Origin of the sequence: Reyranella sp., from assembly GCF_965279465.1 — a bacterium.
Lineage (GTDB): Bacteria > Pseudomonadota > Alphaproteobacteria > Reyranellales > Reyranellaceae > Reyranella.
In genome coordinates this window covers 2559244-2585675 of the sequence record NZ_OZ257242.1, presented here as the reverse complement: position 1 = coordinate 2585675, position 26432 = coordinate 2559244, and the positions used below count along the sequence as shown (strand labels likewise).

Sequence of the window (26432 nt, the reverse complement as noted above, 5' to 3'; positions counted from 1 at the left end):
AAGCCATGACCGTTCGCACGATCGGCAACGCCACCATCGAGAAGGTCGAGGAAATCTGCGGCGCGGGCTTCAAGCCCGCACGCATGTTCCCCAGGTTCGACCAGGAAGCGTTCGACGCCCAGAAGGGCTGGATGGTGCCCGACCATGTCGAGCCGGGCAGCGACCGCCTGGTCGGCTCGGTCCACACCTGGATCGTCAAGACCGGCCGTCACACGATCCTGATCGACACCTGCCTCGGCAACCACAAGGATCGGCACAATCCGGGCTGGAACAAGCTCAACACGCCTTTCATCGAGCGGCTCTCCGCGTGCGGCTGCAGGCCCGAATCGGTCGACTTCGTGATGTGCACGCATCTCCATGTCGATCACGTCGGCTGGAACACCAAGCTCGAGAACGGCCGCTGGGTGCCGACCTTCCCCAACGCCAAGTACCTGTTCGCCAAGCGCGAGTACGCGCACTGGGAGACAGAGCACAAGGCGCACGGGAAGGAAACCAACGGCGGCTCGTTCGAAGATTCGGTGCTGCCGATCGTCGAGGCCGGCAAGGCGGTGATGATCGACAGCGACCACCAGCCCGACCCGCTGCTCACCATCAAGGACTATCCGGGTCATACACCGGGCTCGATCGCCATCAACCTCGAGGACGGCGGAAAGCAGGCCTGCTTCTCGGGCGACATCATGCATCACCCCATTCAGGTCTATCACCCCGACTGGTCGAGCCAGTTCTGCTCAGACCAGGAGCTGTCGGCGAAGAGCCGCCGCAAGCTTCTGGAGGATTGCAGCGAAAGCAACGCCCTGCTCTGCCCGGCTCACTTTCCCGGCGCCAATGCGGGCTTCATCAAGCCGGCCGGCAACGCCTTCAGGATCGAATGGGATGTCGTGAAATGAGGGGCCCAGAGGACGACGCCGGCCTCGCCGGCAAGGTTGCGATCGTATCGGGCGGTGGCGCGGCAGGCGACGGCATCGGCAACGGCCGCGCGGCGGCGATCCTGCTGGCCCGCGCCGGCACCAAGGTCGTGGTCTCCGACCTCGACAAGAAGCTTGCCACGCGCACCGTCGAGATGATCAAGGCCGAGGGCGGCACCGCCGTGGCCGAGGCCTGCGACGCGACCAACGAGGCCGACTGCAAGCGGCTGGTCGACGCCGCGGTCGATCGCTGGGGCCGGCTCGACTTCCTCGACAACAATGTCGGCATCGGCAGCCGTGGCAGCGTGGTCGAGGAGAAGCCCGAGGAATACCGCCGCGTGATGCAGGTCAATGTCGAGACGATGTTCCTGCTCTCCAAGCACGCCATTCCGGCGATGATCAAGACGGCCAAGGGCGGCTCGATCGTCAACATCTCGTCGATCTCGGCGCTGCGGCCGCGCGGCCTCACGACCTACTCGGCGTCGAAGGCGGCGGTGATCGGTCTCAGCCAGGCGATGGCGGTCGATCACGGCAAGGACCACATCCGGGTCAACTGCATCTGCCCCGGCCCGATGTACACACCGATGGTCAATCGCGGCAACGGCATGAGCGAGGCCAACCGCACCCAGCGCGCGCAGGCCTCGGTGCTGAAGATCGAGGGCACCGGCTGGGACATCGGCCACGCCGTGCGCTTCCTGATGAGCGCGCACGCTCGCTACATCACCGGCCAGGTGCTGGTGGTCGACGGCGGCGTGACGCTGCAGGGACCGGCGAGAGAGAGCCAGGATCATTAGGCTGGGAGCGCGGCTCTCCAGAGCCGCTCTTCTTCGCGTTGCCACATCCCAAGAGCGGCTCTGGAGAGCCGCGCTCCCAGCAAAGAAGGAGAAGTGAATGGCCCGCCTGCCCTATCTCGACGCCGATGATCTGCCGCCCGAGCACCGCGACCTGCTCAAGCGGCCGATCAACCTGACGCGGCTTCTGGTCAATTCTCCCGGCATGGCGAAGGCCTTCCACGGGATCGGCGGCTACATCCGCAACAAGAGCACGCTCGATCCGCGGCTGCGCGAGCTGGCCATCCTGCAGGTCGGCTGGATGGAGAAGTCCGAGTACGAATTCACCCATCACGTGAAGATCGGCAAGGAATTCGGCGTCACCGACGAGGACATCCAGGGCCTGTTCGCCGAGACCGAGGGCAAGCCCTCCAGGCTCGAGCCGCTTGCCAAGGCCGTCCTCAAGGGCGCCCGCGAGATGGTGCGCGACATCGGCATGTCCGACGCCACCTTCGCCGAGATCAAGCAGCACCTCAGCAACGAGCATATGACCGACCTGGTGCTGACGATCGCCTTCTACTGCGCCGTGGTGCGCGTGCTGGCGACCATGCAGATGGACAACGAGCCCTATTACAAAGAGGTACTGAAGCAGTACCCGATCCCGGGAGTGAACTGACATGCGTCTCCAGGACAAGGTCGCCATCGTCGTCGGCGCGGGCCAGAGCCCGGGCGAAGGCACGGGCAACGGACGCGCCACGGCGCTCACCTTTGCTCGCGAGGGCGCCAAGGTCGTCTGCGTCGATCACAACCTGGCCTCGGCGCAGGAGACCGTCGACATCATCGGCCAGAACCAGGGCACCGCGGTCGCCTTCAAGGCCGACGTGACCAAGGAAGCCCAGATCAAGGCTCTGGTCGCCGACACGCACGCCCGCTGGGGCCGCATCGACATCCTGCACAACAACGTCGGCGTTTCCCTCTCCGGCGGTGACGCAGAGCTTCTCGACATCACCGAGGAGGCGTTCGACCGCTGCGTGGCGATCAACCTCAAGAGCTGCATCTTCGCCGCGCGCAACGTGATCCCGATGATGCGTGAGCAGAAGAGCGGCGTGATCATCAACATCTCCTCGATGGCGGTGATCACGACCTACCCGTACGTCGCCTACAAGGCGACCAAGGCGGCGATGGTCTCCTTCACCGAGCAGCTCGCCTACCAGAACGCCCAATACGGCATCCGCGCCAACGTCATCCTGCCCGGCCTGATGAACACGCCGATGGCGGTCGACACCCGCGCCCGCGAATTCAAGAAGACCCGTGCCGAGATCGAGGCGATGCGCGACGCGCAGGTGCCGCTGGGCAAGAAGATGGGCACCGGCTGGGACGTCGCCAATGCCGCCCTGTTTCTCGCTTCCGACGAAGCGAGGTTCATCACCGGCGTGACTCTGCCGGTGGATGGCGGGGCGAGCGTGCGGCGGGGATGAGCGTATCCGCCTCGAGAGCGAGCCGGGCATGAAGCGTCTCGTCGGCAAGACCGCCCTCATCACCGGCGCCTCCTCCGGCATCGGCCGCGCCATCGCCAAGAAGTTTCATGAGGAAGGTGCCGAGCTCCTGTTGATGGACATCACCGAGCAGGTCGTCGAAGGCGGCGAGCCGACCCACCGGATTCTGAACGTGCCGTTCTTCCAGGGGGACGTGTCGAAGGAAGCCGACGTCGAGGAAGCGGTGCGCCAAGCCGCGGCCCCGCGCAACCGGCTCGATATCGTGGTCAACGACGCCGTCGTGCGCTCGGGCAAGAAGCTCACCGACACCAGCCTGGAGGAATGGAACCGGGTCATGGCGGTGAACGTCACCGGCGTGTTCCTGATGTGCCGCGCCGCGGTGAGCCGCATGCTGACGCAGGAAATCCGCAACGAGGCGCGCGGGCGCATCGTCAATATCTCCTCGCAGCACGGCATGATCTCCTCGCCGGAAGATTGCTCCTACGGCGTCTCCAAGTCGGCGATCGTCTATCTGACGCGCCAGATCGCGTCCGACTACGGCAAGGACTCGATCATCTGCAATGCCGTGGCGCCCGGGAAGATCCTCACCGGCAAGGGCGGCCGTGCAGTCGAGCCGCGCTGGCTCGACTACAGCCACCAGCGCACGCCGCTGCCTCGTCTCGGCCGCTCCGAAGATGTGGCCAACGCCGCCCTGTTTCTGGCGTCGGACGAGGCGAGCTTCATCACCGGCGAGAACCTGATGGTCGATGGCGGCTGGATGGCGAGCTAACGGACAACGTCCTCGCCGACGGCGACAAGCCGGTGATCAACAGCCTCCACAACGGTCGCCGTTTCGAAGACCTCTGGCTCGACAAGCAGATGTGATTGTCGCGGGCGATCCGCCCGGGGGACACTGCGCGTGGCACGGCAGTCGTCGCTCGGGGGAGAGAATGAACGCCATAGTCACCGTCTTCTATGACTGGTCGCGCATCGTTGCCGGCTGGTTCAGCTGGGCCGCCCCACTGGCGGTGCGCGTTACGGTCGGCGTGGTGTTCATGGGCACCGGCTGGACCAAGCTGCAGAACCTTCCCGCCATCACCAGGAACTTCACGGCGCTCGGCATCCCGGCGCCGGAGATCCTGACACCCTTCGTTTCGGGCGTGGAATTCGTCGGCGGCATCCTGCTGCTGGTCGGCCTGCTCACGCGCTTCGCCGCCGTGCCGCTGATGATCGTCATGGTCGTCGCCATCATCTCCGCCAAGGCAGCCGACATCGATTCGCTCGAGACGCTGCTGGGCTTCGAGGAAGTCTCCTACTTCGTGATGTTCGCCTGGCTCGCGATCGCCGGCCCCGGGCCTGTATCGCTCGATCACTTTGTCCTGAGAGCAAGCGGTCGAAACCCGGCCGAACACGGCGCTTAGCTCAGAGGAGCGTGCCACTGGAATGCGCGCCTAGTCTAAGACGTCTTACGCGCCGCCTCGACCAGCGCCCGGATCGCCCAGCGCTTAACCCGGCGCGCCTCGGCGTCGTCGAGCTGCAGGACGTCCTTGACCACCACCATGGACTCAGTGCCGACGATCAGCGCCAGCGCCTTCTGCAGCACGTCCAGCGAGGCCGGCTTGAACTGCTTGCGCGCCGGCGCCAGCGCCGCCGCGATCAGCGGTGAGCGCCGGTTCTGGCGCGGCGGCACGCCGGCCGCCGGCCGTTGCTGCAGCGAATTGGCCAGCATGACCCTGAAGGCCGGTTCGTTCGCGGCGACCACATCGTGCAGCGCCGTGTCGACCATCTCCAGCCGCACCACCGGATCGTCGCCCTCCTTGCCCGTGAACAGTGTCTCGGGTCCGGGTGTTGCGATGTCGAGCACCGCCTCCGCAAGCAGCGCCTCGACGCTCGGGAAGTAGCGATAGGCGGTGGCGCGCGACACCAGCGCCTCCGCCGCGATGTCCTCCAGGCTCGGGCTGCGGCCTTGCCTGGCGAGTTGCGCGGCAGCCTGCAGCAAATCCTTGCGTGTGCGCTTGCGCTGGTTGGGCCGGATCGCGTCGCCGGCCATCGTCAGACCTGCGGCAGCTGGCGCTGGATGGCGGCGAGGTCGAGCCAGACATTCTCGCGCCTGATGTCGCCGGTCGGCGCGAATTCGACAATGTGCAGCAGGCGGAACTTCAGCGGCCGACCCTTGCCTTCGAGTCCGAAAGGCCGACCCGGCGCGGTGCCGCTCCATTCCGATTCGTCAACCAGGAAGTTCTCGCCGTAGAGCCGCTTGAGAGTACGCACCTTGCCATCCTGGAGGTCGGCGAACAGGCTCACGTAGAACGGCCGAGCGGCGTCCGGACCGCGCGTCGGGCCGGTCGGCCAGCCGACGATGTCGTGCACTACGTCGGGCGACAGGGTCGCCAGCACGCCGTCGACATTGTCGTTCGCCTCGAAGCCGAAATGCTCGTCGATCTTCGCATCCATCTGCGCGCGGGTGAGCGCCATCGTCGTCTCCTGTCGTCCGAAGTCTCTTTGGAACGACAGCCGTATAATGAGACAATCATCTCATTTCAAGAAAAAAGTATCATATCGCAATCCGAGCCCGCCGTGCCTCATAGGCCTTGAGATGGGCATAGGCCGCCGTGAGAACCGGATAGCGCCCGTCCTTGCCGCGCTTCAGCAGCTCGCCCAGCACATGATCGGCCTCGACCGCGCGATTGCCCTCGACGTCGCGCAGCATCGAGGCGGTGAAAGGCGAGCCGGCCGCCGTGAGCATCGCCCGCGCCCGCTGTGCCGACGCCGGGCGCGGCAGGAAGCCGTTCAGCGTTGCGATCGCGGAGATCTCGTCGAGCAGCGTCACAGCGAGCGGCGCGCCGCCGCCGGCCACGATGTCTCCGATCGAGGCGCGCATCAGGCAGGTGATACCGGCGGCCGAAGCGATGAACACCCACTTCTCCCACATGTCCTGTAGGATGGTCTCGCTCCGTCCCGCCTGGATACCCGCCGCAGCGAACTCGGCGGCGATCGCCTCGATCCGCGGCGTGCGCGAACCCGCAAGCTCGCCGAAGCTGAGGCTGAGGCCGTCGTTCAGATGCTGGATGCGGCCTTCGGGATCGAGCGTCAGCGAGATCGCGACCTGCCCGCCCAGCACGATGTCCTTGCCGAAGCGCCGGCCCAGCATGTCGAGATGGCCAATGCCGTTCAGCAGCGGCAGGATCGCCGTGCCCGGACCGATGACGGGTGCAAAGGAGGTCATCGCGCCCTCGAGATCGAAGGCCTTGCAACTCAGCAGGACGAGATCGTACGGGCCTTTCAGCTTCTCCGCCGACACGGTGGGCGGGGCCGGCAAGGCGATGTCGCCGAGCTTGCTCTTCACTACCAGGCCGGTCTTGGCGAGCTCCGCCGCTCGGCGTGGCCGCACCAGGAAGGTAACGTCGCGCTCAGCCCGTAACAGGCGAGCGCCGAAATAACCGCCGATCCCACCGGCGCCGACAACCAGGATTTTCATGCCGCGGACGATAGCGAAGCGCCTCCGCCGCTCCCGCGACAATTCCTCGGAGAGGGACGAGGAATCCTGCTCATTGGACCGCGCCACTCCAGTGGCGCGCTCCTTTGAGTCCGAGAAGGCTTCAGCCGTTCTTCGCCCGCGAATCGGCGGGCGCTTCGGCGCGCTCGGTCATGCCGTAGTCGCGCGCGACGGCGGCGACGCGCAGGTGATAGTCGCGCAGCACACCGCCGCGTCCGGCGGCCTGTGCCTGGCGGTGATGCTCGACATTGCGCCAGGCCTTCACCGCCTCCTCGTCGCGCCAGAAGGAGAGTGAGAGCAGCTTCCTGTCGTCGACCAGGCTCTGGAAGCGCTCGATGCTGATGAAGCCCTCGATCCGCTCCAGCTCGGGCTTCAGGCGGGCGGCGATGTCGAGATAGGTCTGCTTGCGGCCATCGGCCGGCCACACTTCGAAGATCACAGCGATCATGGCGGGTCTCCTTTAACGCAAGAGATAGGCGTTTGCGGGCCGCCGTCATTTCGGCGTGCGTCGAAGGATGCTAGGATTCTGGCGCGTCGTCGTGCACTTCGCCGCAAATGAGGCGCCTCATGTTTTCAGGCACGGAAGATCCAGGCATGGTCTATGCTCTCGCCGGACTGGCATCGCTGGCCGCAGTGCTGCTTGCATGGCGCGCCTATCGCCAGGCAGCGGACGAACATCGCCGGCGAAAGGATGAGGGGACGCGGCGACGCGATCAGTAGGGCTTCTGCGGCACGCTGATGGCGAGCGACTGGAAGTCTCGAGGACCGGCGATCAATCCAGCCCGCTGCCGCCATAGAGCCAGTCGAGCACCGCGTACCAGTCGGGCTGGTTCTTCGCGCTCATGATCGCATTGCGCAGCGCCGCGTGCGGGCCGGCGGGATGGTAGACATGGTCGCCCATCGCCCGCGACATGAGTTGAACCCGCGCGGTGCGCAGCACGCGGCGGGCGCTATAGGTCTCGAGTCCCGATTCGAGCGTGTCGGTTTTCGCGAGCGAATCGGCGAGGCAGACCGCGTCCTCCATCGCCATGCAGGCGCCTTGGGCCATGTATTGCAGCATCGGATGGGCGGCATCGCCCAGCAGCGCAACTCGGCCGTCGACCCACCTGTCGACCGGATCGCGGTCGCACAGCACCCACATGCGCCAGTCCCTGCCGTGGCGAATGATGTTCTGCGCCCGCTCGCAAACGTGGACGAAGCCACGCCGCACCTCTTCCTCCGACACCGGCTTGCCGGCGACCGGCTCGGGAGCATCGTTGTGGTAGGTGACGACCAGGTTGAACACCTTCCAGCCCGACAGCGGGTAATGGACGATGTGGCACTTCGGCCCCGCCCACAGCGTCGCCGCGTTCCAGCGCAAGTCTTCGGGCATCTGCTCGGTCGGGATCACCGAGCGGTAGGTCGTATGGCCCGAGACACGCGGCGCGCTGTCCCCCACCACCTGGCGGCGGACGTTGGACCACAGGCCGTCGGCGCCGACCAGCGCCGCGCCGGTCACCCTCTCGCCGGTGCCGAGGCGGGCGCTGACGGTCGTGCCGTCCTGATCGTAGCCGGTGACCTCGCTCGAGACCCTGAGCTCGATCAGCGGATGCTCGCGGCAGGCTGTCAGCAGAACGCCATGCAGGTCGCCGCGATGGACCACGGCATACGGATTTCCGTAGCGCGCACGGAACGCCTCGCCAAGATCGATATGGCAGATCTCACCATCGGCCAGCGAGTCCATGAGCCGGAGCTGGTCGATATAGACCGCCATCTTGCGGGCGGTCTCGCCGACGCCGAGGCGATCGAAGCAATGAAACGCATTCGGGCCGAGCTGGATGCCGGCGCCGATCTCGCCGAGCTGCGCGGCCTTCTCCAGCACCAGCGACGGGATGTTCTTCTGGGCCAGCGCCAGCGCGGCCGCCAGGCCACCGATGCCACCGCCGGCGATGAGAATTCTATCTCGGACCACCCACTACCTTCTCGTCATGCAGCCGGGCGATCTCGTGCGCCGGCAAGCCGAGGATACCGGACAAAATCTCGTCGGTATGCTGGCCCAGCGTGGGCGCGGGTTTGGGTGCCTCGCGCGGGACCGCCCCGAACTGCAGCGGCGTGGCGGCAACCGGGTAGCGGCCGATGCCCGGCTGATCGAGCACGGTGAACATCGGGTTGTCGAGCACCGCCTCGCGATCATGGCTTAGCTCGCGGAAGGTTTTGTACGGCGCCCACAGCGCGCCGGCCTTCCTGAGCGCGGCGCTCACCTCGTCGGCCGTATGGGCGGCGACCCACGGCTCGATCACGGCACAGAGCTCGGCCCGTGCGTTCCAGCGTCCGGCATCGGTCTTGAGGTCGTGGCCGGTCTTCTTCTCGATCACCGCGAAGGCGTCGGCGAATCCACCTGCCGCCGCCAGCGCATCGACATGGCGGTCGGAGAAGATGCAGATCATCACCGAACGGCCGTCCTTCGTCCTGAAGTCGCGGCCGAAGGTGCCGAAGATCTCGTTGCCGAAGCGCGGCCGGTCGACGTCGTTGACCACCGCCTCGCCGAGGTACCCCAGCGCCGAGGTGGCCGCGAGCGCCATGTCCTGCAGCGGCAGCACGATACGCTGTCCCTGCCCGGTCATGCGGCGGTGCCGCTCGGCGGCGAGGATTGCCATCGCGCCGGCGTAAGCCGTCGCGAGGTCCCACGGCGGAGCGACGGCATTCACCGGTCCGTCATGGCCGGCCGGTCCGGTCACCATTGGAAAGCCGGTGATGGCGTTCACCGTGTAGTCGACATGCGCCGAGCCGTCGCGCGCTCCCACGATGTTGAGTGCGATCAGGTCGGCACGCTTCTTCGACAGCTCCTCGTAGGCGAGCCAGCCGCGCGCCGGCATGTTGGTGGTGAAGATGCCCGCGCCCTCGCCCGGCGCGTTGATCAGCGCGGTCAAGAGCTCGCGGCCTTTCGGGCTGCGCAGGTCGACGGCGATCGAGCGCTTGCCCTTGTTGAGGCCCGCCCAATAGATCGAGCGGCCATCCTTCGTGATCGGCCATCGATCGCTATCCAGCCCGCCCTTGATGTCGTCGAAGCGGATCACGTCGGCGCCGAGCTGTGCGAGCGTCATGCCGCCCAGAGGCGCGGCGATGAAGGCCGAGCCCTCGACGATGCGAAGGCCAGCAAGAATGCCTGTCATTTGATTGCCTGTCCTGTGGCGGCGCGGTCAGCTGGAAGGTTGTTCTTGCGCTTGTCGAGCCACCAGCCGTACTCGGGGTTCCACATCCCGAAGTCGAGGTCGCAGCCCAGCTCCTGCGCCGCATGCAGCGGCCAGAACGGGTCGTAAAGCGCCTGCCGCCCGATCGCGATCAGGTCGGCGTCGCCGTCCTGCAGGACCTTCTCGGCCTGCGGCCCGTCGAGAATCAGGCCGACGGCCATGGTCGGGATGCGGGCGCCGCGCTTCACCGCCGCCGCGAACGGCACCTGGAAGCCGAGGGCGCGCTTGATGGGCGCCGCCGTCGACAGGCCGGTGAGACCGCCCGACGAGGTGTCGACCACGTCGATGCCCAGCGCCTTCAGCTCATGCGCATAGGCGACCGTATCGTCGACGTCCCAACCGCCTCCGCCGTCGACCGCCGAGACGCGGATGAACATCGGCTTGTGCTCCGGCCAGTTCTCGCGCACCGCCTTCGCCGCCGCGAGCGGGAACTTCATGCGGCCGGCGCGATCCCCGCCATACGCGTCGTTGCGCTTGTTGCTGATCGGCGAGAGGAATTGCGCCAGCAGATAGCCGTGCGCGCCGTGGATCTCGATGATGTCGTATCCGGCGGCGTCGGCGCGGCGCGCCGCTTCGCCGAATTTCTTCACGATCGCTTCCATCCCCGGGACGTCCAGCGCGAGCGGCGACTCCGAGTAGCGTTCCCCGGCCGACAGCTCCGAGGGACCGACCACCTGCCAGCGTTCCCAGCCGCCGTCCTTGGGGCCAAACTCGTCCGGCTTGTCGAACTGGCGCGGCGAGGAGGCCTTGCGGCCGGCATGGGTGATCTGGGTGGCGGCCAGCGACCCCTCCCGCTGCAGGAAGCGCGTCAGCCGCCTGTGCCCTTCGATCTGGCTATCGTCCCACATGCCGAGATCGCCCTGGGTGACCCGGCCGCGCGGCTCGACGGCGCAGTTTTCGGTGAAGACGATGCCGAACTTGCCCAGTGCGAACTTGCCGAGATGCACGATGTGATAGTCGTTCACCAGCCCGTCGGTGGCCCGGTACTGCACCATCGGCGAGACCACCGCCCGGTTGGGGGCGGTGACGCCGCGCATGGCGAACGGCGTGAACAAAAGCGGCTTCGACAACTCCGAAAACTCCCTCTCCCGCTTCCTGGCGGAACGGGGGAACATAGACCGCGCCGACGACCGGGCCTATCCTTTGACCATGTTTGACCTCGTCATCCGAAACGGAACCGTTATCGATGGCTCCGGCGCCCCGCGCCGCGTGGCCGATGTCGCCGTGCAGGACGGCAAGATCGCCGCCGTCGGGCCGAAGCTCGGCGCGGCCAAACGCGAGATCGAGGCTGACGGACTGATCGTTGCGCCGGGCTTCGTCGACATCCACACCCACTACGACGGCCAGGCAACCTGGGACCCGTTCGTCACGCCGTCGTCATGGCACGGCGTGACCACGACGGTGTTCGGCAACTGCGGTGTCGGCTTCGCACCGGTGCGGCCCGGCCAGTCGGGCTATTTGATCAACCTGATGGAAGGCGTCGAGGACATTCCCGGCACGGTCCTGAGCGAGGGCGTGAAGTTCAACTGGGAGAGCTTCCCCGACTATCTCGACGCGCTCGGATCGATGACGCGCGCGGTTGACGTGGCGGCGCAGCTGCCGCACGGCGCGCTGCGCTTCTACGTCATGGGCGATCGCGGCGCCGACCATGCCGAGGTGCCGAACCAGGGCGAGCGCGAGGAGATGACGCGCCTTGTCGAGGAAGCCCTGCGTGCCGGCGCGCTGGGGGTCACCACCTCGCGCACCACCAAGCACAAGGCGCGCGACGGCCGCTTCACCCCGTCGCTCAGCGCGCGCGAGGTCGAGCTCTTCGCCCTGGCCGAGGGCATGAAGCGCGCAGGCAGGGGCGTGCTGCAGGTCAATTCGGATTTCGGCCCGGGCGAGTTCGAGGCGCTCGACGCGGCGGCGAAGCTTGCCGGCCGGCCGCTATCGGTGTTGCTGGTGCAGGTCGACGCCCAGCCGAAGCTATGGCGCGAGACGCTGGACCAGATCCACGGCGTGCGGGCGCAGGGCCGTGCCGCCAACGCGCAGGTCGGCTCGCGGCCGATCGGCGTGATCATGGGTTTCGAGACCACGGTTCATCCCTTCGCCGCCCATCCGGTGTGGCGCGAGCTGCGTAAGCTCTCGCCGACCGAGCTGCACGCACGGCTCAAGACCGATGCCGACCTGCGTCGGCGCCTGACCGCACCGCGCGAGGGCGACGATGCGGCCGCCTACATGGGCGAATGGTTCCACAAGATGTTCCCGATCGGCGACCGGCCGGACTTCGAGCCCGCTGCCGCCAACTCGGTGGCCGCGGTCGCCCAGCGTACCGGCCGCACGCCGCAGGAAGTGGCACTCGAGGCTATGATGGCGCACGGCGGCAAGGGCCTGCTGATGCTGCCGTTCGAGAACTACGCCTACGGCAATCTCGAAGTTGTGCACGAGATGATCACCGATCCTGCGACCGTGCTCGGCGTGGCCGACGGCGGCGCACATGTCGGCGTGATCTGCGACGCCTCCTCACCCACCTCGCTGATGACCCTGTGGGCTCGCGACCGCCAGCATGGGCCGAAGCTCGGGCTCGAGTTCCTGATCGCCAAGCAGACCCGCGGCACCGCCGAGGCCTACGGCCTGCTCGACCGCGGCCTGCTGGCGCCGGGCCACAAGGCCGATATCAACATCATCGATTTCGACGCCCTCACCCTGAAGCGTCCGGAGGTCGTCTACGACCTGCCGGCCGGCGGCCGCCGCCTGATCCAGCGCGCGTCGGGATACCGCCACACTTTCAATGCCGGCGTCGAGACCCTACGCAACGACGAGCTGACGGGCGCGACGCCCGGCGGTGTAGTGCGTGGGGCGCAATCCCCGGTCTAACTCTCCTTCTCAGAGCACCCTCTCGATGTCTGTCTTTGCAAAATCGTCGCCGACATACAGCAGGCGACAAGCATGTTCTTTCGCCACTTCATAGGCGAAGCAGTCTCCAAAATTCAGCGCCGCCGGATGCACGCCCTTCCCCCACTTCGCATAGGCGTGGGCGACACGCCGGGCGGAAGCGGGCGTAAGACTCACTATCTCGAAGCCGAGCCCGTCGATCAGGCGCGTCATCTCCTCTCCGACATGCCGCCGGGCAGAGACGATGAGAGCCTCTGCCACCGTGCCTGCGGAGATCAGGAGATCACCTTCAGCTTCAAGTGCGCCGATACAGGAGTTTGCTTCCGGCTCGTCGAGCACAATTGCCATCAGCGCCGACGTATCTACTGCGATCATTCCGGAAGGCCATCAGCCCCGTAGAGAAAATCCTGGCTGCGCGCCGCGCTCGGTCCGGTGGTCGCCTTCGCGGACGCTGCGGCTCGAACGGCTTCGAGTAACGCCCGGCGAGATTTTCTATCCTGCGCAGCCTTCACAGGGACAAGGCGTACCGCCGCATGGCCATGTCTGGTCAGGATGACCTCTTCTCCCGCTTCTGCACGCCGGACCAACTCGGTCAATTGACCCTTCGCCTCCGTTACGGACACCTGCACCGCCTCACCCCCATTTCGGACCAGTCAGAAGTCCAATTTGCAATAAATAGACTATCTTATGGTCCAGATCAATGGCTTCCCTTGACCGAGGAGTCGGCAAAGCGGAGGAACGCGTTGTTCAAACGGTCATGTGCCGGCGCACGGCTTCCTGGTCGAACGTCTCGCGCGTTCCGGACATCACGACTTCGCCGCGGTCCATCACCGCGAAATCGTCGGCCAGCTCGTGGGCGAACTCGAGATATTGCTCGACCAGCAGGATCGCCATGTCGCCGCGCTGGCGCAGGTAGATGATGGCGCGGCCGATGTCCTTGATCACCGACGGCTGGATGCCTTCGGTCGGCTCGTCGAGCACCAGGAGCTTGGGCCGCATGGTGAGGGCGCGGCCGATCGCAAGCTGCTGCTGCTGGCCGCCCGACAGATCGCCGCCGCGCCGGCGCAGCATCGACTGCAGCACCGGAAAGAGCTCGAACACCTCGTCAGGCACCTTCTTGTGCTCGCGGCCCACCGGCGCGAAGCCCGTCTCGAGGTTCTCCTTCACCGTCAGCAGCGGGAAGATCTCGCGGCCCTGCGGCACCAGTGCCACGCCACGCCGCGCGCGCTCGTACGCCGGCAACTTCGAGACCTCCTGGCCATCGACCTGGATCGAGCCCGACGCAATCGGCTGCAGGCCCGAAATCGCCCGCAACAGGCTGGTCTTGCCGACGCCATTGCGGCCGAGCAGGCAAAACACGCGACCGATCGAAGCCGAGAGCGACACGCCGCGCAAGGCCTGGGCGGCACCGTAGTAGAGATTGACGTTCTGGACCGTGAGCATGGATCAGCGCCCGAGATAGACTTCGACGACGCGCGGATCGGCGCTCACCTGGTCGAGCGAGCCCTCGGCCAGGGTCGAGCCCTCGTGCAGCACCGTCACCTTCACACCGAGCGCGCGCACGAAGCTCATGTCGTGCTCGACCACGACCACCGAATGCGCCTTGTTGACCTCGCGCAGCACCTGCGCCGTGGTCTCGGTCTCGACGTCGGTCATGCCTGCGACCGGCTCGTCGACCAGCATCAGCTTGGGGTTCTGCGCCAGCAGCATGCCGATCTCGAGCCATTGCTTTTGTCCGTGGCTGAGCCGGGCACCCAGCATGTGCTGCTGCGCGCCCATGCGGATGATCGCCAGGATCTCCTCCAGCCGATTGTTCTCGGCCTTGCTGGGTGTAGCGGTCAGCAGCTGGTACCAGCTCCGCATGCCGGCCAGCGCCAGCAGGAGATTGTCGCGGACCGTGTGGTTATCGAACACGGTGGGCTTCTGGAACTTGCGGCCGATGCCGAGCGTGGCGATGTTCGCCTCGTCGAGCTTGGTGAGGTCGGCGGTGCCGTCGAACACTACCTCGCCCGAGTCCGGCCGCGTCTTGCCGGTGATGACATCCATCATCGTGGTCTTGCCGGCGCCGTTGGGGCCGATGATCGCCCGCATCTCGCCCGGCTCGATCAGCAGCGAAAGATTGTTCAGCGCCCTGAACCCGTCGAACGAGACGGTGACGCCGCTGAGATAGAGCAGCGCCGAGGTGGTGCGCGCATGGGTGATGTGGGGGGCCTTCATGCCGTAGCCCTCGCCTTGCGCTCGCGCGAGCGGGATGTGAACTGGTTCCACAGGCCGACGACGCCCTTGGGCAGCAAGAGCGTCACGACGATGAACAGCGCGCCGAGCGCGAACAGCCACACCTCCGGCAGCGCGCCGGTGAGATAGGTCTTGCCGAAGTTCACGATGAACGCCCCGATCACCGGCCCGATCAGCGTGCCGCGCCCACCGACGGCGACCCACAGCACCGCTTCGATCGAGTTGCCGGGCGCAAACTCGCTGGGATTGATGATGCCGACCTGCGGCACGTAGAGCGCGCCCGCGATGCCGGCCATCGCCGCCGACAGCACGAACACGAACAGCTTGTAGTGCTCGACCCGATAACCGAGGAACCGCATGCGGCTCTCCGCGTCGCGCACGGCGGTCAGGGCCTTGCCGAAGCGCGAGCCGATGATGGCGGCGGAGATCACCAGGAAGATCGCCAGCGCGAGCGCCGAAACGAAGCACAGCACGGCGCGGGTCGTATCGGATTGCACGGAATAGCCGAGGATATCCTTGAAGTCGGTCATGCCGTTGTTGCCGCCGAGCCCCATGTCGTTGCGGAAGAAGGCGAGCAGCAAGGCAAATGTCATCGCCTGGGTGATGATCGACAGGTAGACGCCGGTGACGCGGCTACGGAAGGCGAACCAGCCGAGCGCGAGCGCCAGCACGCTGGGCACCAGCACGATCATTGGTGCGGCGAACCAGAAGCTGTCGAAGCCGTGCCAGAACCAGGGGAGTTCCTTGTAGTTCAGGAAGACCATGAAGTCGGGAAGGATCGGGTTGCCGTACACGCCGCGCGTGCCGATCTGGCGCATGAGATACATGCCCATGCAGTAACCGCCGAGCGCGAAGAAGGCAGCGTGACCGAGCGTGAGGATGCCGCAGAAGCCCCAGACGAGATCGACCGCCAGCGCCAGCGACGCGTAGCAGAGATACTTGCCGATGAGCTGCAGCGCCCAGGACGGCGTGCGGAAGGCGCTGTCCGGCGGCAGGAGCAAGTTCGACAGCGGCACGAGGATGCCGACCGCCAGGACCAGCAGAACGAAGAGGCGCAGGTTGCGGGTCATGCCCTGCCAGAGGAAGCGCGTGATCATTGTTCGACCGCCCTCATTCGACCGAGCGGCCCTTCAGCGCGAACAGGCCGCGCGGCCGGCGCTGGATGAACATGATGATGAACACCAGCACCAGGATCTTGCCCAGCACCGCGCCGGCGTAGGGTTCGAGGAACTTGTTGACCACGCCGAGCGTCAGCGCGCCGATCAGCGTGCCGAACAGATTGCCGACGCCGCCAAACACGACGACCATGAAGGAGTCGATGATGTAGCCCTGCCCGAGGTTGGGACTGACATTGTCGATCTGGCTCAGCGCCACGCCGGCCAGGCCGGCGATGCCGGAACCGAGGCCGAAGGTCAGCGCATCGACCCGCGGCGTTCGGATGCCGACGGCCGACGCCATGGGCCGGTTCTGGGTCACGGCGCGCATGTAGAGGCCGAGCGGCGTCTTGCGCAGCACAAGGATCAGGGTGACGAAGACCATCAATGCGAACACCACGATCCAGAGCCGCCCGTAGGTGATGTTGAGCTGGCCGACCTGAAAGGTGCCCGACATCCAGGACGGCGAGCCGACCTCGCGGTTGGACGAGCCGAAGATCGAGCGCACCGCCTGCTGCAGCACGAGCGAGAGGCCCCAGGTCGCGAGCAGCGTGTCGAGCGGCCGTCCGTAGAGGAAGCGGATGATGGTGCGCTCGATCAGGATGCCGACGGCACCCGAGACGACGAAGGCGAGCGGCAGGGCGATCACCAGGGAAATATCGAACAGATTGGGCGCCGAGGTTCGGATGATCTCCTGGACGACGAAGGTCGTGTAGGCGCCGAGCATAACCATCTCGCCGTGCGCCATGTTGATCACGCCCATGGTGCCGAAGGTGATGGCGAGGCCGATGGCGGCCAGCAGCAGCACCGAGCCGAGCGAGATGCCGTACCAGACATTCTGCGCCATCTGCCAGGCTGCCAGGGTCTGCTCGATCGACGCGGCCGCGGCCATCGCCGCCGCCTTGACCTCGCCGTCGGAGGCCGAGGCGGCCACCTGCAGGACGCCAAGCGAATCGCGGTCGGCGCGGTCGCGCACCAGGGCGATCGCCTCCAGCTTCTGCGCCGCCGGAGAGTCGGGGGTGGCGAGCACGATGGCGGCGCGCGCCTCGCTCATCGCGCGCTTGATGCGCGGGTCCCTTTCGGCGGCAAGCGCCTGATCGAGGGCTGCCAGCGCCGTCGCATCGCGTCGCTTGAACAGGGCGTCGGCAGCGCCGAGGCGCACTCTTGGATTGGGGCTCATCAAGGTGAGCGAGCCGACCGCGGCTTCGATGGTGCCGCGCAGGCGGTTGTTGACCCGGACACGATCGAGATCGGCCTCGACCGCACTGCCCGCCGCCTTGCCGGAGATGGCCTCGCTCAGCGCCAGCTTGTTGCCGTCCGTCTTGCCGATGACCACGAGCTTGTCGGAATTGCGGACATAGAGCTGACCGGCCGCCAGGGCTTCGAGGATTGGCGCCGCGCGCTCCTCGCCCGAGGTCGCCAGCGCGGCGATCGCCGCCTCGCGCTCGCTGAAACCACCGGTGGTAAGATTGCCAACCAGCGTAGCGAGATCGGCCGCGAGGGCCGCTCCGGCCAGTGCCAGCGAGGCCAGCACCGAGATCAGAACCGCGAACGGTCGCAAAAGAAGCATGTGCTGTGACTTAACCCGGAGATGGAAACGGGGCGACCGGAAAGTCGCCCCGTCTTGTGAGTCTTGCGCGTCGAACCCTACTTTGCCGCCGTCTTGCCAATGCACTTGTTGGCCACGGTGTCGAAGTTTCCGCAGTTCACGGGCTTCGTCCAATCGGCCTTCAGGTTCTTGGAGTCGTCGAGAATTGGCGACCAGGCAGCGCCCGGCACGAGGCCCGGGGTTTTCCACACCACGTCGAACTGGCCGTTGGCCTCGATCTCGCCGATCAGCACCGGCTTGGTGATGTGGTGGTTCGGCAGCATCTCGGAGACGCCGCCCGTCAGGTTCGGCACCTTGATGCCGATGATCGTGTCGATCACCTTGTCGGGGTCAGTCGTGCCGGCCTTCTTGACTGCCTCGACCCACATGTTGAAGCCGATCACGGTGGCTTCCATCGGATCGTTGGTCACGGCATTCGACTTCTTCTTGAAGGCCTGCCAATCCTTGATGAACTTCTCGTTCGCCGGGTCCTTGACCGACTGGAAGTAGTTCCAGGCCGCCAGATGGCCGACCAGCGGCTTGGTGTCGATGCCGGCGAGTTCTTCTTCGCCCACCGAGAAGGCCACGACCGGGATGTCCTTGGCCTTGATGCCCTGGTTGCCGAGCTCCTTGTAGAACGGAACGTTGGCATCGCCGTTGATGGTCGACACGACGGCGGTCTTCTTGCCGGCCGAGCCGAACTTCTTGATGTCGGCCACGATCGACTGCCAGTCGGCATGACCGAACGGCGTGTAGTTGATCAGGATGTCTTCCTTCGCGACGCCCTTCTGGAGCAGGTACGCCTCGAGGATCTTGTTGGTGGTGCGCGGATAGACGTAGTCGGTACCAGCCAGGACCCAGCGCTTCACTTCGCCGCCGTCCTTGCTCATCAGGTAGTCGACCGCCGGGATCGCCTGCTGGTTCGGCGCAGCGCCGGTGTAGAACACGTTACGCTGGCTCTCCTGGCCCTCGTACTGGACCGGATAGAACAGGATACCGTTCAGCTCCTCGAACACCGGCAGCACCGACTTGCGGCTGACCGAGGTCCAGCAGCCGAACACCACGGCGACCTTGTCCTTCTGCAGCAACTCGCGCGCCTTCTCGGCGAACAGCGGCCAGTTCGAGGCCGGATCGACCACCACGGCCTCGAGCTTCTTGCCCAGCAGGCCGCCCTTCTTGTTCTGCTCCTCGATCATCATCAGCACGGCGTCCTTCAGGGTCGTCTCGCTGATCGCCATCGTGCCCGACAAGGAATGGAGGACGCCGACCTTGATCGTCTCCCCCGCCTGAGCGAACGCGCTGGTCGCAGCGCTGGCCAGCAAGCTGGCCGCGACGACGCCCGTCCGGATCATTGAACCCAATTTCATCCCGCTTCTCCTTATTCTTCCCGACGGAAGCCCCGCCGAAACGAGAGGGAAGCGAAAGTCGTGCCAAATCGCTCCGAAGCCCGGAAAACAAGGCTGGGCGGACACCGGGCCACACGCTCGGCCGACCAGCAGGAGCCCTCCTGCGATGCGCAAATCCGAGTTGCCGATGCGCTGCGACCTTCTCGCAACCCGCGCCAGCGGACATCGCCTCGATCAACGCGCCTCAGGGAAGGGCAGTTTTATGCCCGCGAATCCGGCAGCTGCCCGTGGCGGCATCAGCACCTGAAGCGGGCACACCCGGCATCCAACCGGTTCTCAGCGCCCCGGCAGGCCGCCTTGGCGGACGATAAACGCCGCGACCTCGTCGACGCCCTTGTTCTCTTTCAGGTTCGAGAACAGGAACGGCCGCTGGCCCCGCATCCGGCGGGCGTCGCGGTCCATCACCTCGAGATTGGCGCCGACCAGCGGGGCGAGATCGATCTTGTTGATGATCAGCAGGTCGGAGCGGGTGATGCCCGGCCCTCCCTTGCGCGGAATTTTCTCTCCGGCCGCAACATCGATGACATAGATCGTGAGATCAGCCAGCTCGGGAGAGAAGGTCGCTGCAAGATTGTCGCCGCCGGACTCCACGAAAACGATCTCGAGGCCGGGCCACTTGCGCACGATGTCCGACACGGCCGCGAGATTGATCGAAGCGTCCTCGCGGATCGCCGTATGCGGGCAGCCGCCGGTCTCGACGCCGACGATTCGATCGGGAGCGAGCGCGCCGGCCCGGGTCAGGAACTCGGCATCTTCCTTGGTGTAGATGTCGTTGGTGACGACGGCGATGTCGTAGGTCCCGCGCATCGTCTTGCACAGCCGCTCGACCAGGGCGGTCTTGCCCGAGCCGACCGGCCCCCCAACGCCCACCCGCAATGGACCCCGCAACGTCATCTTTTCAGTCCCCTCAGTGCATCTCACTCGTCAGCAGCTTGATGAAGCCCACACCCAACGCCAGGCAAAGCGGCGAGTAGAGGTAGAAGTCGAGGGTGCGGAACGGTCGGCCCGGGAATCGCCCGCGCCAGCGCGGACTATAGCCCGCGGTGCCGCGCAGGAAGAACATTGCGCCGATCACGATCGACCCGACGAGGACGAGCGCGCTGTCGGGCCAGCGCAGTACGACCCATGGCCAGACCGCGATGGCGGCAAGCGCCGCGGCGACGGCGGCGCACTGCCAGGGCGCAGGCATGCGGTTGCGGCCGTCGCCGATCACCGCGTGCGCCAGCGCGGACGCATTGACCGCCGGCCAGATCCGGCCCGTCGCCCACCAGGCGTGCGCAGCCGCCAGCAGCGCGACGACGAGGGACAGGACGATGGGTAGCGTCATGCGCCGAATTCTCCGGAGGCAAAGGCAGCGTAGCCCAGGCCGAGCAGAAGGCAGAGAGGGGAGTAGTATCGCTTGTCGCGCGTCGTGAAGGGTTGGTCGTAGAAGTATGCGCGCCAACGCGGAGTATAGCCTGCAATGCCACGCGCCACGAATGTGCCCGCGATCACCATGGACACCTGGCGCATCGACAGTTCGGTCGCGCGGTCCACGACGCAGAGCGGCCACAGCGCCACCATAGCCAGCACAAGCGATACGGCGAGACAGGCGAAACGAGAGGGCATGCGCTGGCGACCATTGCCGATGACGGCCCGCGCCAAGGCGGCCTCGCTTTCCTCCGGCCAGTGACTGCCGCGGCTCCACCGGAAATGAACGAACGACAGGGAAAATACGACCGCAAACAGGAGGAAAGCGAGCAGTTCCCTCATGAGCGGAACAGCCGCGTGTACTGGATTTCATGGCGCAGCGAGCACCAGTCGAGCAAGGGTGTCGACGTGCCGACCTCGTCGAGATCGGTGACGGCCAGCGCCGCCTCGACGGTGCGCCGCACCGCGCCTTCGAGACCTGCCAGCGCCCGCTGCCCGTCGGTTTGCCCGAGCGGCACCGCGCGCACCGCCGCCGAGATAAGGTTGGCCATGAAGGCATGCAGGTAGCCGCCCAGCGCCATCTCGAGGGCGATGCCGTGGGTTGCTGCCGCCAACGCCACAGCGACCGGCAGGGCGATCTCGCCGGCCAGCCGCTCGTGTACCGCGTCGAGATCGGCATGCGGCCAGGCTGTGCGGGTGATCGACAGGAACGAGCCGCCTTGCTGACGCGATTCGAGCGCCATCTCCGAGGTGCCGCGCCAGGCGGCGGCACGCTCAGCGATAGAGTCGAAGGCCGGCCAGTCCTGTGCTTCGGCGGCGCGCCAGGCGGCCGCGAACAGGGCGCCATCGACCGCGCCGGTGCCGACCGTGAGCACCGATTCGAGCCAGGCCACGAGCGAAGCGCGGTCCCTGATGAAGCCCTCCTCCACCGCCGTCTCGACGCCGTGGCTATAGCTGAAGGCACCGATCGGATAGGCGGGAGAGAGCCACGCCAGCAGGCGATAGAGCGGGTCGACGGCCATGTCAGCGCGGACCACGATCTCTCAGCGGGGAGAGGGACCGCACCCTCTTACTCCAACCGAACCATCAGCCATGACGCTCGGCGTGCAAGGCGCCATGGCGATGGTCGGGATCGTGGTTGTGCTGGCCGTAGGCGCCGCCTTCGGGGTCGAACGGTGCACTCACCTTGCGGACCTCGGCGCCCAGTCCGCGCAGCATGTCGACGATGACGTGGTCATCGCGAATCAGGATGCGGTCGCCCTCGATCTGCGCCGGGAGATGGCGATTACCGAGATGCCAGGCGAGCCGCGCGAATGCGGCCGGGTCGCGACCGCGCACCTCGACCAAGTCCTCCTCGGCCGCTCTCACTTCGACGAAGCCGCCATCTTCCAGCCTGAGCCCGTCGCCGGTGTGCAGCACGATTGGCTCGATCAGGTCGAGCAGGAAATCGAGACCGCCGTCGCCCAGCATGCGCAGGCGGCGGCGATAGCGGTCATCGAACAGCAGGGTGACACTGTCGATCCTCTCCGCCGTCGGCCAGGCGCCGGCGCGGACGACGTCCGTTGCGCGTTTCATTGCCTCCTCGTCCCCCCGAGCAACCGATCCCTGTCATCCCGAGCGCAGCGAGGGATCCTTGAGGCAACAGGAAAGATCCCTCGCTGCGCTCGGGATGACAGCATTGGTGTCGCAACGAAGGGAGGCATCAGAACAGGAAATACCGTTGCGCCATGGCCAGCACCTGCGCAGGCTCACAGGTCAGCAGCTCGCCGTCGGCACGGACCTCGTAGGTCTCGGGATCGACCTCGATGTTGGGGCAGAGCGAATTATGCACCATGTCCTTCTTGCCGATCTTGCGCGTGCCCTTCACTGCCGCCATCGGCCGTGTGATGCCCCATTTCTTCGCCACACCCTTGGCGATGGCCGCGGCCGACGTGAACAGCACCGGGCTCGCGACGAGGCTCCTGCCGAAGGCGCCGAACATCGGCCGGTAGTGCACAGGCTGCGGCGTCGGGATCGAGGCATTGGGATCGCCCATGGGAGCCGCCACGATCGAGCCGCCGATCAGCACCATGTCGGGCTTGGCGCCGAAAAAGGCTGGCGCCCACATCACCAGGTCGGCGCGCTTGCCCGCTTCGACCGAGCCGACATGGCGCGAGATGCCGTGCGTGATGGCCGGGTTGATCGTGTACTTGGCGACGTAGCGCTTGGCGCGGACATTGTCGTTGTCGCCCTGCTCTTCCTTTAGCCGCCCGCGCTGCTTCTTCATCTTGTCGGCGGTCTGCCAGGTCCGGATGATCACCTCGCCGACCCGGCCCATGGCCTGGCTGTCCGACGACATCATCGAGAAGGCGCCCATGTCGTGGAGAATATCTTCCGCCGCGATCGTCTCCTTGCGGATACGGCTTTCGGCGAACGCCACGTCCTCGGGAATGCGTGCATCGAGATGATGGCACACCATCAGCATGTCGAGATGCTCGTCCACGGTGTTCACCGTGTAAGGCATCGTCGGGTTGGTCGATGACGGCAGCACGTTTTTCTCGCCGGCGAGACGAATGATGTCCGGCGCATGGCCGCCGCCGGCGCCCTCGGTGTGGAACGTGGCGATGGCGCGGCCCTTGAAGGCGGCACGTGTGGTCTCGACGAAACCCGACTCGTTCAGCGTGTCGGTATGGATCGCGACCTGCACATCCATCCGGTCGGCGACCGTCAGGCAGTTGTCGATGGCGGCCGGCGTGGTGCCCCAGTCCTCGTGCAGCTTGAGACCGCAGGCGCCACCCTCGACCTGCTCCTTGATGCCGGCCGGCTTGCTGGTGTTGCCCTTGCCGAAGAAGCCGAGATTCATCGGCAGGCCTTCGGCGGCCTGCAGCATGCGGCCCATGTGCCACGGGCCCGGCGTCACCGTGGTGGCGAGCGTGCCGTGCGCGGGCCCGGTGCCGCCGCCCATCATGGTGGTGACACCGCTATAGAGCGCGTCGTCGACCTGTTGCGGGGCGATGAAGTGGATGTGGCAGTCGATTCCGCCCGCGGTGACGATCTTGCCTTCGCCCGCGATCGCCTCGGTGCCCGGCCCGATAATGATGTTCACGCCCGGCTGGACGTCGGGATTGCCGGCCTTGCCGATGGCGAAGATGCGGCCGTCCTTGAGGCCGATGTCGGCCTTCACGATGCCCCAGTGGTCGAGGATCAGCGCGTTGGTGATCACGGTGTCGACCGCGCCCTGCGCGCGCGTGCGCTGGCTCTGTCCCATGCCATCGCGGATCACCTTGCCGCCGCCGAACTTCACCTCCTCGCCGTAGGTCGTGTGGTCCGTCTCGACCTCGATGAAGAGATCGGTGTCGGCAAGCCGTACCTTGTCTCCCACGGTCGGACCGAACATGCCCGCATAGGCCGCGCGCGAGATTTTCGTCGGACCTTCGTTCGAAGGACCGACCTTGGCGATGGATCCCAGCTTGCCCGAGACCTTTGCCTGGAAGCCGTGGCTCTCGCGCGAGCCCAGGTAAGGCGTCAGCCGCACGGTGCGCGACTGGCCGGGCTCGAAGCGCACTGCGGTGCCGGCGGCGATGTCGAGGCGCATGCCCTTGGCGCGCTTGCGGTCGAACTCCAGCGCGTCGTTGGTCTCGAAGAAATGATAGTGGCTGCCGACCTGGATCGGCCGGTCGCCGGTGTTGGCGACCTCGATGGTGATCGGATTGCGGTTCTTCGCGACGTTGAGCTCGAGCTCGCCCGCCGCCGGAAGGATCTCACCTGGCTTCATGGCGGTGTTCCTTCAGCGAATCGGATTGTGGACGGTGACGAGCTTGGTGCCGTCGGGGAAGGTCGCCTCGACCTGGATGTCGTGGATCATCTCGGCGACGCCCTCCATCACCTGCTCGCGGCGGATGACCGTGCCGCCGTCGCGCATCAGTTCGGCGACCGAGCGCCCATCGCGCGCCCCCTCGACGACGAAATCGGTGATCAGCGCCACAGCCTCGGGATGGTTGAGCTTCACGCCGCGCTCGAGCCGGCGGCGCGCCACGTTGGCCGCCATGGCGACCAGCAACTTGTCCTTTTCCCGAGGCGTCAGATTCATGTTTCCCCCGTCAGCCGAGCCGACTATAGCGCGCCGCAGGCTGCATCAAATATGCCAAAGGCGCCGCAGGCGCCGGCGCGGTCAATCGAAGGGCCAGAAGGCGCGCCTGAGGCATGTCCTGGTCGACGCCAGCTGTAGTTGCGCATCGTCGGCCGTGAAAGCGGCGAAGCCGTTCCCCAGGGCACGCGCCCAATCCGAAACGGTGGCGAGGCTTGCCGACTGATGCTCGACCCGCAGCACCCGGTGGACCACGGTCCAGCCCGTCAGCAGGTCGAAAACGCCACCGGGCGCGGCCATTCCGGCGACCGATGCCGTGATGCCGGGGCCGGGCGGATCCTTGAGGATGAATTCGAGGTAGGTCTGCACGCTGAATGGCTGACCATCGGCCGCGGAACCGGCCATGGCCTTCTTCATCAGCTCGGTGGCCCGATCGCGCGACGCGACCTCATAGGCTGAAAGTTCCCTGGAATGCCACTTGCGCAGCAACTGACGGGCTTCGGCGACCAGCTCGTTCGGCAGCCTGTCCTTGAACTCCGCGAACAGGTACGTCTGAGCCGGATCCAACACGGAGAGCACCGCCGCGATATCCGTGTCCGCTCCACGCGCGATGCCGTAGATCGCGCCGCTGCGGAAGCTCAACTCCTCGACCAGGCGCATATAGCGCGCGGAGTCCGTGTCCACCCGTGCCCGGCAGGTCGAGAACTGGGTGTAGGTGAAACTCAGCACGCCCACCGCGATCGTGCTCAACGCCCACAGCGTGATCGGCCTGTTGACCCAGCCCCAGTTCCAGCGACGGGCCCGCGCCTCGATCTCCGCCGCTTGCAGCTCCGCTTCGAGCGCTTGCTCATCCATGGGCATCGCCGGCCGTGCCGGATCGTCGTGAGCCACCTGCGCCCTCCCGAGGTATTGAACAGCGGAAGTTGAGAAAGCCGAGCTTTTCCTGTCCACCGGAGATCACTGCAGTCGCGCTCGTCGCCTCAGATATGCCAGACACGCGGCAGCCGTTTGCCGCGGAAATCGCCGAGAAAGCGCGTCGTCGCCGCCCGGACCGCTGTCGCCTCGCCCAACAGGCGGGCGACCAATACCCCATTTACCAGGGTCACCCCTGCCCTCACCCTGTCTGCGAACTCGAGCAGCGCGCGGGCGTTCTCGAAGCGGGTCTGGGGCTCGTCCCAAACGCCGATCACGGTCGCGAGCGCGTTTGCGGCGCCGAAGCCCGCACCGGTAGGCGTCTCGCCTTCGACGCGGAGCGTGTCAGTCCAGACCAGCTTTCCGGCACGGCGCACCGACCAGGCATCGAGCAACAGGCCACCGGTGAAACGTTCGCCCGAGGCTGCACGGCCCAGCACCACCATCTCGCAGGCGAGGAGCGATCCGCCCGCGGCGACCTCCGCGACGGTGCGGCGCTTCAGGTGGGCACCCTGGAACACGATCGTCTCCTGCGGGAACCAGTCGAGGATCGCGCCCTCGCCTACCGTCACGGCGATATCCATCGTGCAGGGATCGCTCGACTTCGAGGCGCGGTAGATCTTCTCGGCCGCCTGGGTCGCGACCATTGCTTCCCCGCCGGGCCCGACCTCGATCGCCATTTTCAGCACGTCGCCGCCGGTCACGCCCCCCGATGTGGTCACCAGGACGGCCTGCGGCGGCTCCCCGGGTTCAGGATCGGGGAACAAGACCCTGCAGGGATCGCGTTGATAGAGGTCGGTGAGCCGCGTTGCCCCGTCGCGCACCGCGAAGACCACCCGGCTTTCGCCGGAGGACCGTTGCATGCGAGGAAGGGCGGGGGCGTTCATCGACTCCGTGATAGATTAAGGACC

30 protein-coding genes are annotated in these 26432 nt (G+C 66.3%); 7 read left to right on the top strand and 23 right to left on the bottom strand.

All coding sequences use genetic code 11. The features are described 5' to 3' along the window. Nucleotides 1-5: 5 nt before the first annotated feature. The 6 genes from ACQY8M_RS12670 to ACQY8M_RS12645 all read left to right on the top strand — a co-directional run bounded on the left by ACQY8M_RS12670 (nt 6) and on the right by ACQY8M_RS12645 (nt 4571). A complete protein-coding gene (locus tag ACQY8M_RS12670) occupies nt 6-887 on the top strand; it encodes an MBL fold metallo-hydrolase (protein ID WP_428672441.1) in 882 nt (293 codons plus the stop codon). Further along, nucleotides 884-1699 carry an SDR family NAD(P)-dependent oxidoreductase gene (locus ACQY8M_RS12665; RefSeq protein ID WP_428672439.1) on the top strand — a complete coding sequence of 272 codons (816 nt, stop codon included), beginning with the start codon at nt 884-886 and terminating at the stop codon, nt 1697-1699. The genes ACQY8M_RS12670 and ACQY8M_RS12665 overlap by 4 nt, the downstream gene beginning before the upstream one ends. Nucleotides 1700-1796: 97 nt before the next feature. Next, on the top strand, nt 1797-2351 hold the full coding sequence (locus ACQY8M_RS12660; RefSeq protein ID WP_428672437.1) for a carboxymuconolactone decarboxylase family protein: 555 nt from the start codon (nt 1797-1799) through the stop codon (nt 2349-2351). 1 nt (nt 2352) lies between these two features. Further along, nucleotides 2353-3153 carry an SDR family NAD(P)-dependent oxidoreductase gene (locus ACQY8M_RS12655; RefSeq protein ID WP_428672435.1) on the top strand — a complete coding sequence of 267 codons (801 nt, stop codon included), beginning with the start codon at nt 2353-2355 and terminating at the stop codon, nt 3151-3153. Between the two features lie 28 nt (nt 3154-3181). Continuing rightward, nucleotides 3182-3940: an SDR family NAD(P)-dependent oxidoreductase gene (locus ACQY8M_RS12650; protein ID WP_428672433.1), complete on the top strand. Its 759-nt coding sequence runs from the start codon at nt 3182-3184 to the stop codon at nt 3938-3940. Between the two features lie 160 nt (nt 3941-4100). Beyond that, the gene (locus tag ACQY8M_RS12645; protein ID WP_428672431.1) at nt 4101-4571 is read left to right on the top strand and encodes a DoxX family protein; all 471 of its coding nucleotides are present in this window, start codon (nt 4101-4103) and stop codon (nt 4569-4571) included. A 35-nt stretch (nt 4572-4606) separates the two neighbouring features. On the opposite strand, the gene ACQY8M_RS12640 is transcribed toward ACQY8M_RS12645, so the two are convergent. From ACQY8M_RS12640 to ACQY8M_RS12610, 7 genes are all read right to left on the bottom strand, one after another. Further along, nucleotides 4607-5200: a TetR/AcrR family transcriptional regulator gene (locus tag ACQY8M_RS12640; RefSeq protein WP_428672429.1), complete on the bottom strand. Its 594-nt coding sequence runs from the start codon at nt 5198-5200 to the stop codon at nt 4607-4609. A 2-nt stretch (nt 5201-5202) separates the two neighbouring features. Further along, nucleotides 5203-5625, bottom strand: a complete 423-nt coding sequence (locus ACQY8M_RS12635; RefSeq protein WP_428672427.1) for an ester cyclase — start codon at nt 5623-5625, stop codon at nt 5203-5205. 79 nt (nt 5626-5704) lie between these two features. Further along, entirely contained in the window at nt 5705-6628 is a 924-nt protein-coding gene (locus ACQY8M_RS12630; RefSeq protein ID WP_428672425.1) for a ketopantoate reductase family protein, read from the bottom strand. A gap of 121 nt (nt 6629-6749) precedes the next feature. Beyond that, nucleotides 6750-7094 carry an antibiotic biosynthesis monooxygenase family protein gene (locus ACQY8M_RS12625; protein WP_428672423.1) on the bottom strand — a complete coding sequence of 115 codons (345 nt, stop codon included), beginning with the start codon at nt 7092-7094 and terminating at the stop codon, nt 6750-6752. Between the two features lie 324 nt (nt 7095-7418). Then, on the bottom strand, nt 7419-8597 hold the full coding sequence (locus tag ACQY8M_RS12620) for a 3-hydroxybenzoate 6-monooxygenase (RefSeq protein ID WP_428672421.1): 1179 nt from the start codon (nt 8595-8597) through the stop codon (nt 7419-7421). Next, nucleotides 8584-9798 carry a CoA transferase gene (locus ACQY8M_RS12615; RefSeq protein ID WP_428672419.1) on the bottom strand — a complete coding sequence of 405 codons (1215 nt, stop codon included), beginning with the start codon at nt 9796-9798 and terminating at the stop codon, nt 8584-8586. The genes ACQY8M_RS12620 and ACQY8M_RS12615 overlap by 14 nt, the downstream gene beginning before the upstream one ends. Further along, nucleotides 9795-10946: an NADH:flavin oxidoreductase/NADH oxidase gene (locus ACQY8M_RS12610; protein ID WP_428672417.1), complete on the bottom strand. Its 1152-nt coding sequence runs from the start codon at nt 10944-10946 to the stop codon at nt 9795-9797. Before ACQY8M_RS12610 ends, ACQY8M_RS12615 begins: the two co-directional genes overlap by 4 nt. 79 nt (nt 10947-11025) lie before the next feature. Between ACQY8M_RS12610 and ACQY8M_RS12605 the strand changes: the two genes are divergently transcribed. Beyond that, entirely contained in the window at nt 11026-12732 is a 1707-nt protein-coding gene (locus ACQY8M_RS12605) for an N-acyl-D-amino-acid deacylase family protein (RefSeq protein WP_428672415.1), read from the top strand. Between the two features lie 9 nt (nt 12733-12741). Here ACQY8M_RS12605 and ACQY8M_RS12600 read toward each other — a convergent pair whose 3' ends face one another. The 16 genes from ACQY8M_RS12600 to ACQY8M_RS12525 form a co-directional block, all read right to left on the bottom strand. Next, the gene (locus tag ACQY8M_RS12600; protein ID WP_428672413.1) at nt 12742-13125 is read right to left on the bottom strand and encodes a type II toxin-antitoxin system VapC family toxin; all 384 of its coding nucleotides are present in this window, start codon (nt 13123-13125) and stop codon (nt 12742-12744) included. Continuing rightward, nucleotides 13122-13379, bottom strand: a complete 258-nt coding sequence (locus ACQY8M_RS12595) for a type II toxin-antitoxin system Phd/YefM family antitoxin (protein WP_428672411.1) — start codon at nt 13377-13379, stop codon at nt 13122-13124. The genes ACQY8M_RS12600 and ACQY8M_RS12595 overlap by 4 nt, the downstream gene beginning before the upstream one ends. Before the next feature lie 118 nt (nt 13380-13497). Continuing rightward, on the bottom strand, nt 13498-14193 hold the full coding sequence (gene urtE / locus ACQY8M_RS12590) for an urea ABC transporter ATP-binding subunit UrtE (protein ID WP_428672409.1): 696 nt from the start codon (nt 14191-14193) through the stop codon (nt 13498-13500). 3 nt (nt 14194-14196) lie between these two features. After that, entirely contained in the window at nt 14197-14967 is a 771-nt protein-coding gene (urtD, locus tag ACQY8M_RS12585; protein WP_428672407.1) for an urea ABC transporter ATP-binding protein UrtD, read from the bottom strand. Continuing rightward, entirely contained in the window at nt 14964-16082 is a 1119-nt protein-coding gene (gene urtC / locus ACQY8M_RS12580; RefSeq protein WP_428672405.1) for an urea ABC transporter permease subunit UrtC, read from the bottom strand. The genes urtD and urtC overlap by 4 nt, the downstream gene beginning before the upstream one ends. A 13-nt stretch (nt 16083-16095) precedes the next feature. Then, nucleotides 16096-17709, bottom strand: a complete 1614-nt coding sequence (gene urtB, locus ACQY8M_RS12575) for an urea ABC transporter permease subunit UrtB (RefSeq protein WP_428672403.1) — start codon at nt 17707-17709, stop codon at nt 16096-16098. A 77-nt stretch (nt 17710-17786) separates the two neighbouring features. Further along, nucleotides 17787-19094, bottom strand: a complete 1308-nt coding sequence (gene urtA / locus ACQY8M_RS12570; RefSeq protein WP_428672401.1) for an urea ABC transporter substrate-binding protein — start codon at nt 19092-19094, stop codon at nt 17787-17789. A 315-nt stretch (nt 19095-19409) separates the two neighbouring features. Then, on the bottom strand, nt 19410-20027 hold the full coding sequence (ureG, locus tag ACQY8M_RS12565; RefSeq protein WP_428672399.1) for an urease accessory protein UreG: 618 nt from the start codon (nt 20025-20027) through the stop codon (nt 19410-19412). 13 nt (nt 20028-20040) lie between these two features. Beyond that, the gene (locus ACQY8M_RS12560) at nt 20041-20460 is read right to left on the bottom strand and encodes a DUF3995 domain-containing protein (protein ID WP_428672397.1); all 420 of its coding nucleotides are present in this window, start codon (nt 20458-20460) and stop codon (nt 20041-20043) included. Continuing rightward, nucleotides 20457-20885, bottom strand: a complete 429-nt coding sequence (locus tag ACQY8M_RS12555; protein ID WP_428672395.1) for a DUF3995 domain-containing protein — start codon at nt 20883-20885, stop codon at nt 20457-20459. Before ACQY8M_RS12555 ends, ACQY8M_RS12560 begins: the two co-directional genes overlap by 4 nt. Continuing rightward, a complete protein-coding gene (locus ACQY8M_RS12550) occupies nt 20882-21580 on the bottom strand; it encodes an urease accessory protein UreF (RefSeq protein WP_428672393.1) in 699 nt (232 codons plus the stop codon). Before ACQY8M_RS12550 ends, ACQY8M_RS12555 begins: the two co-directional genes overlap by 4 nt. Before the next feature lie 49 nt (nt 21581-21629). Further along, a complete protein-coding gene (locus tag ACQY8M_RS12545) occupies nt 21630-22118 on the bottom strand; it encodes an urease accessory protein UreE (protein ID WP_428672391.1) in 489 nt (162 codons plus the stop codon). 127 nt (nt 22119-22245) lie between these two features. Beyond that, nucleotides 22246-24297: an urease subunit alpha gene (gene ureC, locus ACQY8M_RS12540; RefSeq protein ID WP_428672389.1), complete on the bottom strand. Its 2052-nt coding sequence runs from the start codon at nt 24295-24297 to the stop codon at nt 22246-22248. 12 nt (nt 24298-24309) lie between these two features. Then, entirely contained in the window at nt 24310-24612 is a 303-nt protein-coding gene (locus ACQY8M_RS12535; RefSeq protein WP_428672387.1) for an urease subunit gamma, read from the bottom strand. 81 nt (nt 24613-24693) lie between these two features. Then, the gene (locus tag ACQY8M_RS12530; protein WP_428672385.1) at nt 24694-25500 is read right to left on the bottom strand and encodes a hypothetical protein; all 807 of its coding nucleotides are present in this window, start codon (nt 25498-25500) and stop codon (nt 24694-24696) included. A gap of 89 nt (nt 25501-25589) precedes the next feature. Further along, complete coding sequence (locus tag ACQY8M_RS12525; protein WP_428672383.1) at nt 25590-26408, bottom strand: urease accessory protein UreD; 819 nt, start codon at nt 26406-26408, stop codon at nt 25590-25592. Between the last annotated feature and the right edge of the window lie 24 nt (nt 26409-26432).

Excerpts from the sequence above, each read along its gene's own strand:
- ACQY8M_RS12670 (WP_428672441.1), top strand. The coding sequence starts at position 6 with ATGACCGTTCGCACGATCGGCAACGCCACCATCGAGAAGGTCGAGGAA.
- ACQY8M_RS12665 (WP_428672439.1), top strand. The coding sequence starts at position 884 with ATGAGGGGCCCAGAGGACGACGCCGGCCTCGCCGGCAAGGTTGCGATC.
- ACQY8M_RS12660 (WP_428672437.1), top strand. The coding sequence starts at position 1,797 with ATGGCCCGCCTGCCCTATCTCGACGCCGATGATCTGCCGCCCGAGCAC.
- ACQY8M_RS12655 (WP_428672435.1), top strand. The coding sequence starts at position 2,353 with ATGCGTCTCCAGGACAAGGTCGCCATCGTCGTCGGCGCGGGCCAGAGC.
- ACQY8M_RS12650 (WP_428672433.1), top strand. The coding sequence starts at position 3,182 with ATGAAGCGTCTCGTCGGCAAGACCGCCCTCATCACCGGCGCCTCCTCC.
- ACQY8M_RS12645 (WP_428672431.1), top strand. The coding sequence starts at position 4,101 with ATGAACGCCATAGTCACCGTCTTCTATGACTGGTCGCGCATCGTTGCC.
- ACQY8M_RS12640 (WP_428672429.1), bottom strand. The coding sequence starts at position 5,200 with ATGGCCGGCGACGCGATCCGGCCCAACCAGCGCAAGCGCACACGCAAG.
- ACQY8M_RS12635 (WP_428672427.1), bottom strand. The coding sequence starts at position 5,625 with ATGGCGCTCACCCGCGCGCAGATGGATGCGAAGATCGACGAGCATTTC.
- ACQY8M_RS12630 (WP_428672425.1), bottom strand. The coding sequence starts at position 6,628 with ATGAAAATCCTGGTTGTCGGCGCCGGTGGGATCGGCGGTTATTTCGGC.
- ACQY8M_RS12625 (WP_428672423.1), bottom strand. The coding sequence starts at position 7,094 with ATGATCGCTGTGATCTTCGAAGTGTGGCCGGCCGATGGCCGCAAGCAG.
- ACQY8M_RS12615 (WP_428672419.1), bottom strand. The coding sequence starts at position 9,798 with ATGACAGGCATTCTTGCTGGCCTTCGCATCGTCGAGGGCTCGGCCTTC.
- ACQY8M_RS12605 (WP_428672415.1), top strand. The coding sequence starts at position 11,026 with ATGTTTGACCTCGTCATCCGAAACGGAACCGTTATCGATGGCTCCGGC.
- ACQY8M_RS12600 (WP_428672413.1), bottom strand. The coding sequence starts at position 13,125 with ATGATCGCAGTAGATACGTCGGCGCTGATGGCAATTGTGCTCGACGAG.
- urtE (WP_428672409.1), bottom strand. The coding sequence starts at position 14,193 with ATGCTCACGGTCCAGAACGTCAATCTCTACTACGGTGCCGCCCAGGCC.
- urtD (WP_428672407.1), bottom strand. The coding sequence starts at position 14,967 with ATGAAGGCCCCCCACATCACCCATGCGCGCACCACCTCGGCGCTGCTC.
- urtC (WP_428672405.1), bottom strand. The coding sequence starts at position 16,082 with ATGATCACGCGCTTCCTCTGGCAGGGCATGACCCGCAACCTGCGCCTC.
- urtB (WP_428672403.1), bottom strand. The coding sequence starts at position 17,709 with ATGCTTCTTTTGCGACCGTTCGCGGTTCTGATCTCGGTGCTGGCCTCG.
- urtA (WP_428672401.1), bottom strand. The coding sequence starts at position 19,094 with ATGAAATTGGGTTCAATGATCCGGACGGGCGTCGTCGCGGCCAGCTTG.
- ureG (WP_428672399.1), bottom strand. The coding sequence starts at position 20,027 with ATGACGTTGCGGGGTCCATTGCGGGTGGGCGTTGGGGGGCCGGTCGGC.
- ACQY8M_RS12560 (WP_428672397.1), bottom strand. The coding sequence starts at position 20,460 with ATGACGCTACCCATCGTCCTGTCCCTCGTCGTCGCGCTGCTGGCGGCT.
- ACQY8M_RS12555 (WP_428672395.1), bottom strand. The coding sequence starts at position 20,885 with ATGAGGGAACTGCTCGCTTTCCTCCTGTTTGCGGTCGTATTTTCCCTG.
- ACQY8M_RS12545 (WP_428672391.1), bottom strand. The coding sequence starts at position 22,118 with ATGAAACGCGCAACGGACGTCGTCCGCGCCGGCGCCTGGCCGACGGCG.
- ureC (WP_428672389.1), bottom strand. The coding sequence starts at position 24,297 with ATGAAGCCAGGTGAGATCCTTCCGGCGGCGGGCGAGCTCGAGCTCAAC.
- ACQY8M_RS12535 (WP_428672387.1), bottom strand. The coding sequence starts at position 24,612 with ATGAATCTGACGCCTCGGGAAAAGGACAAGTTGCTGGTCGCCATGGCG.
- ACQY8M_RS12525 (WP_428672383.1), bottom strand. The coding sequence starts at position 26,408 with ATGAACGCCCCCGCCCTTCCTCGCATGCAACGGTCCTCCGGCGAAAGC.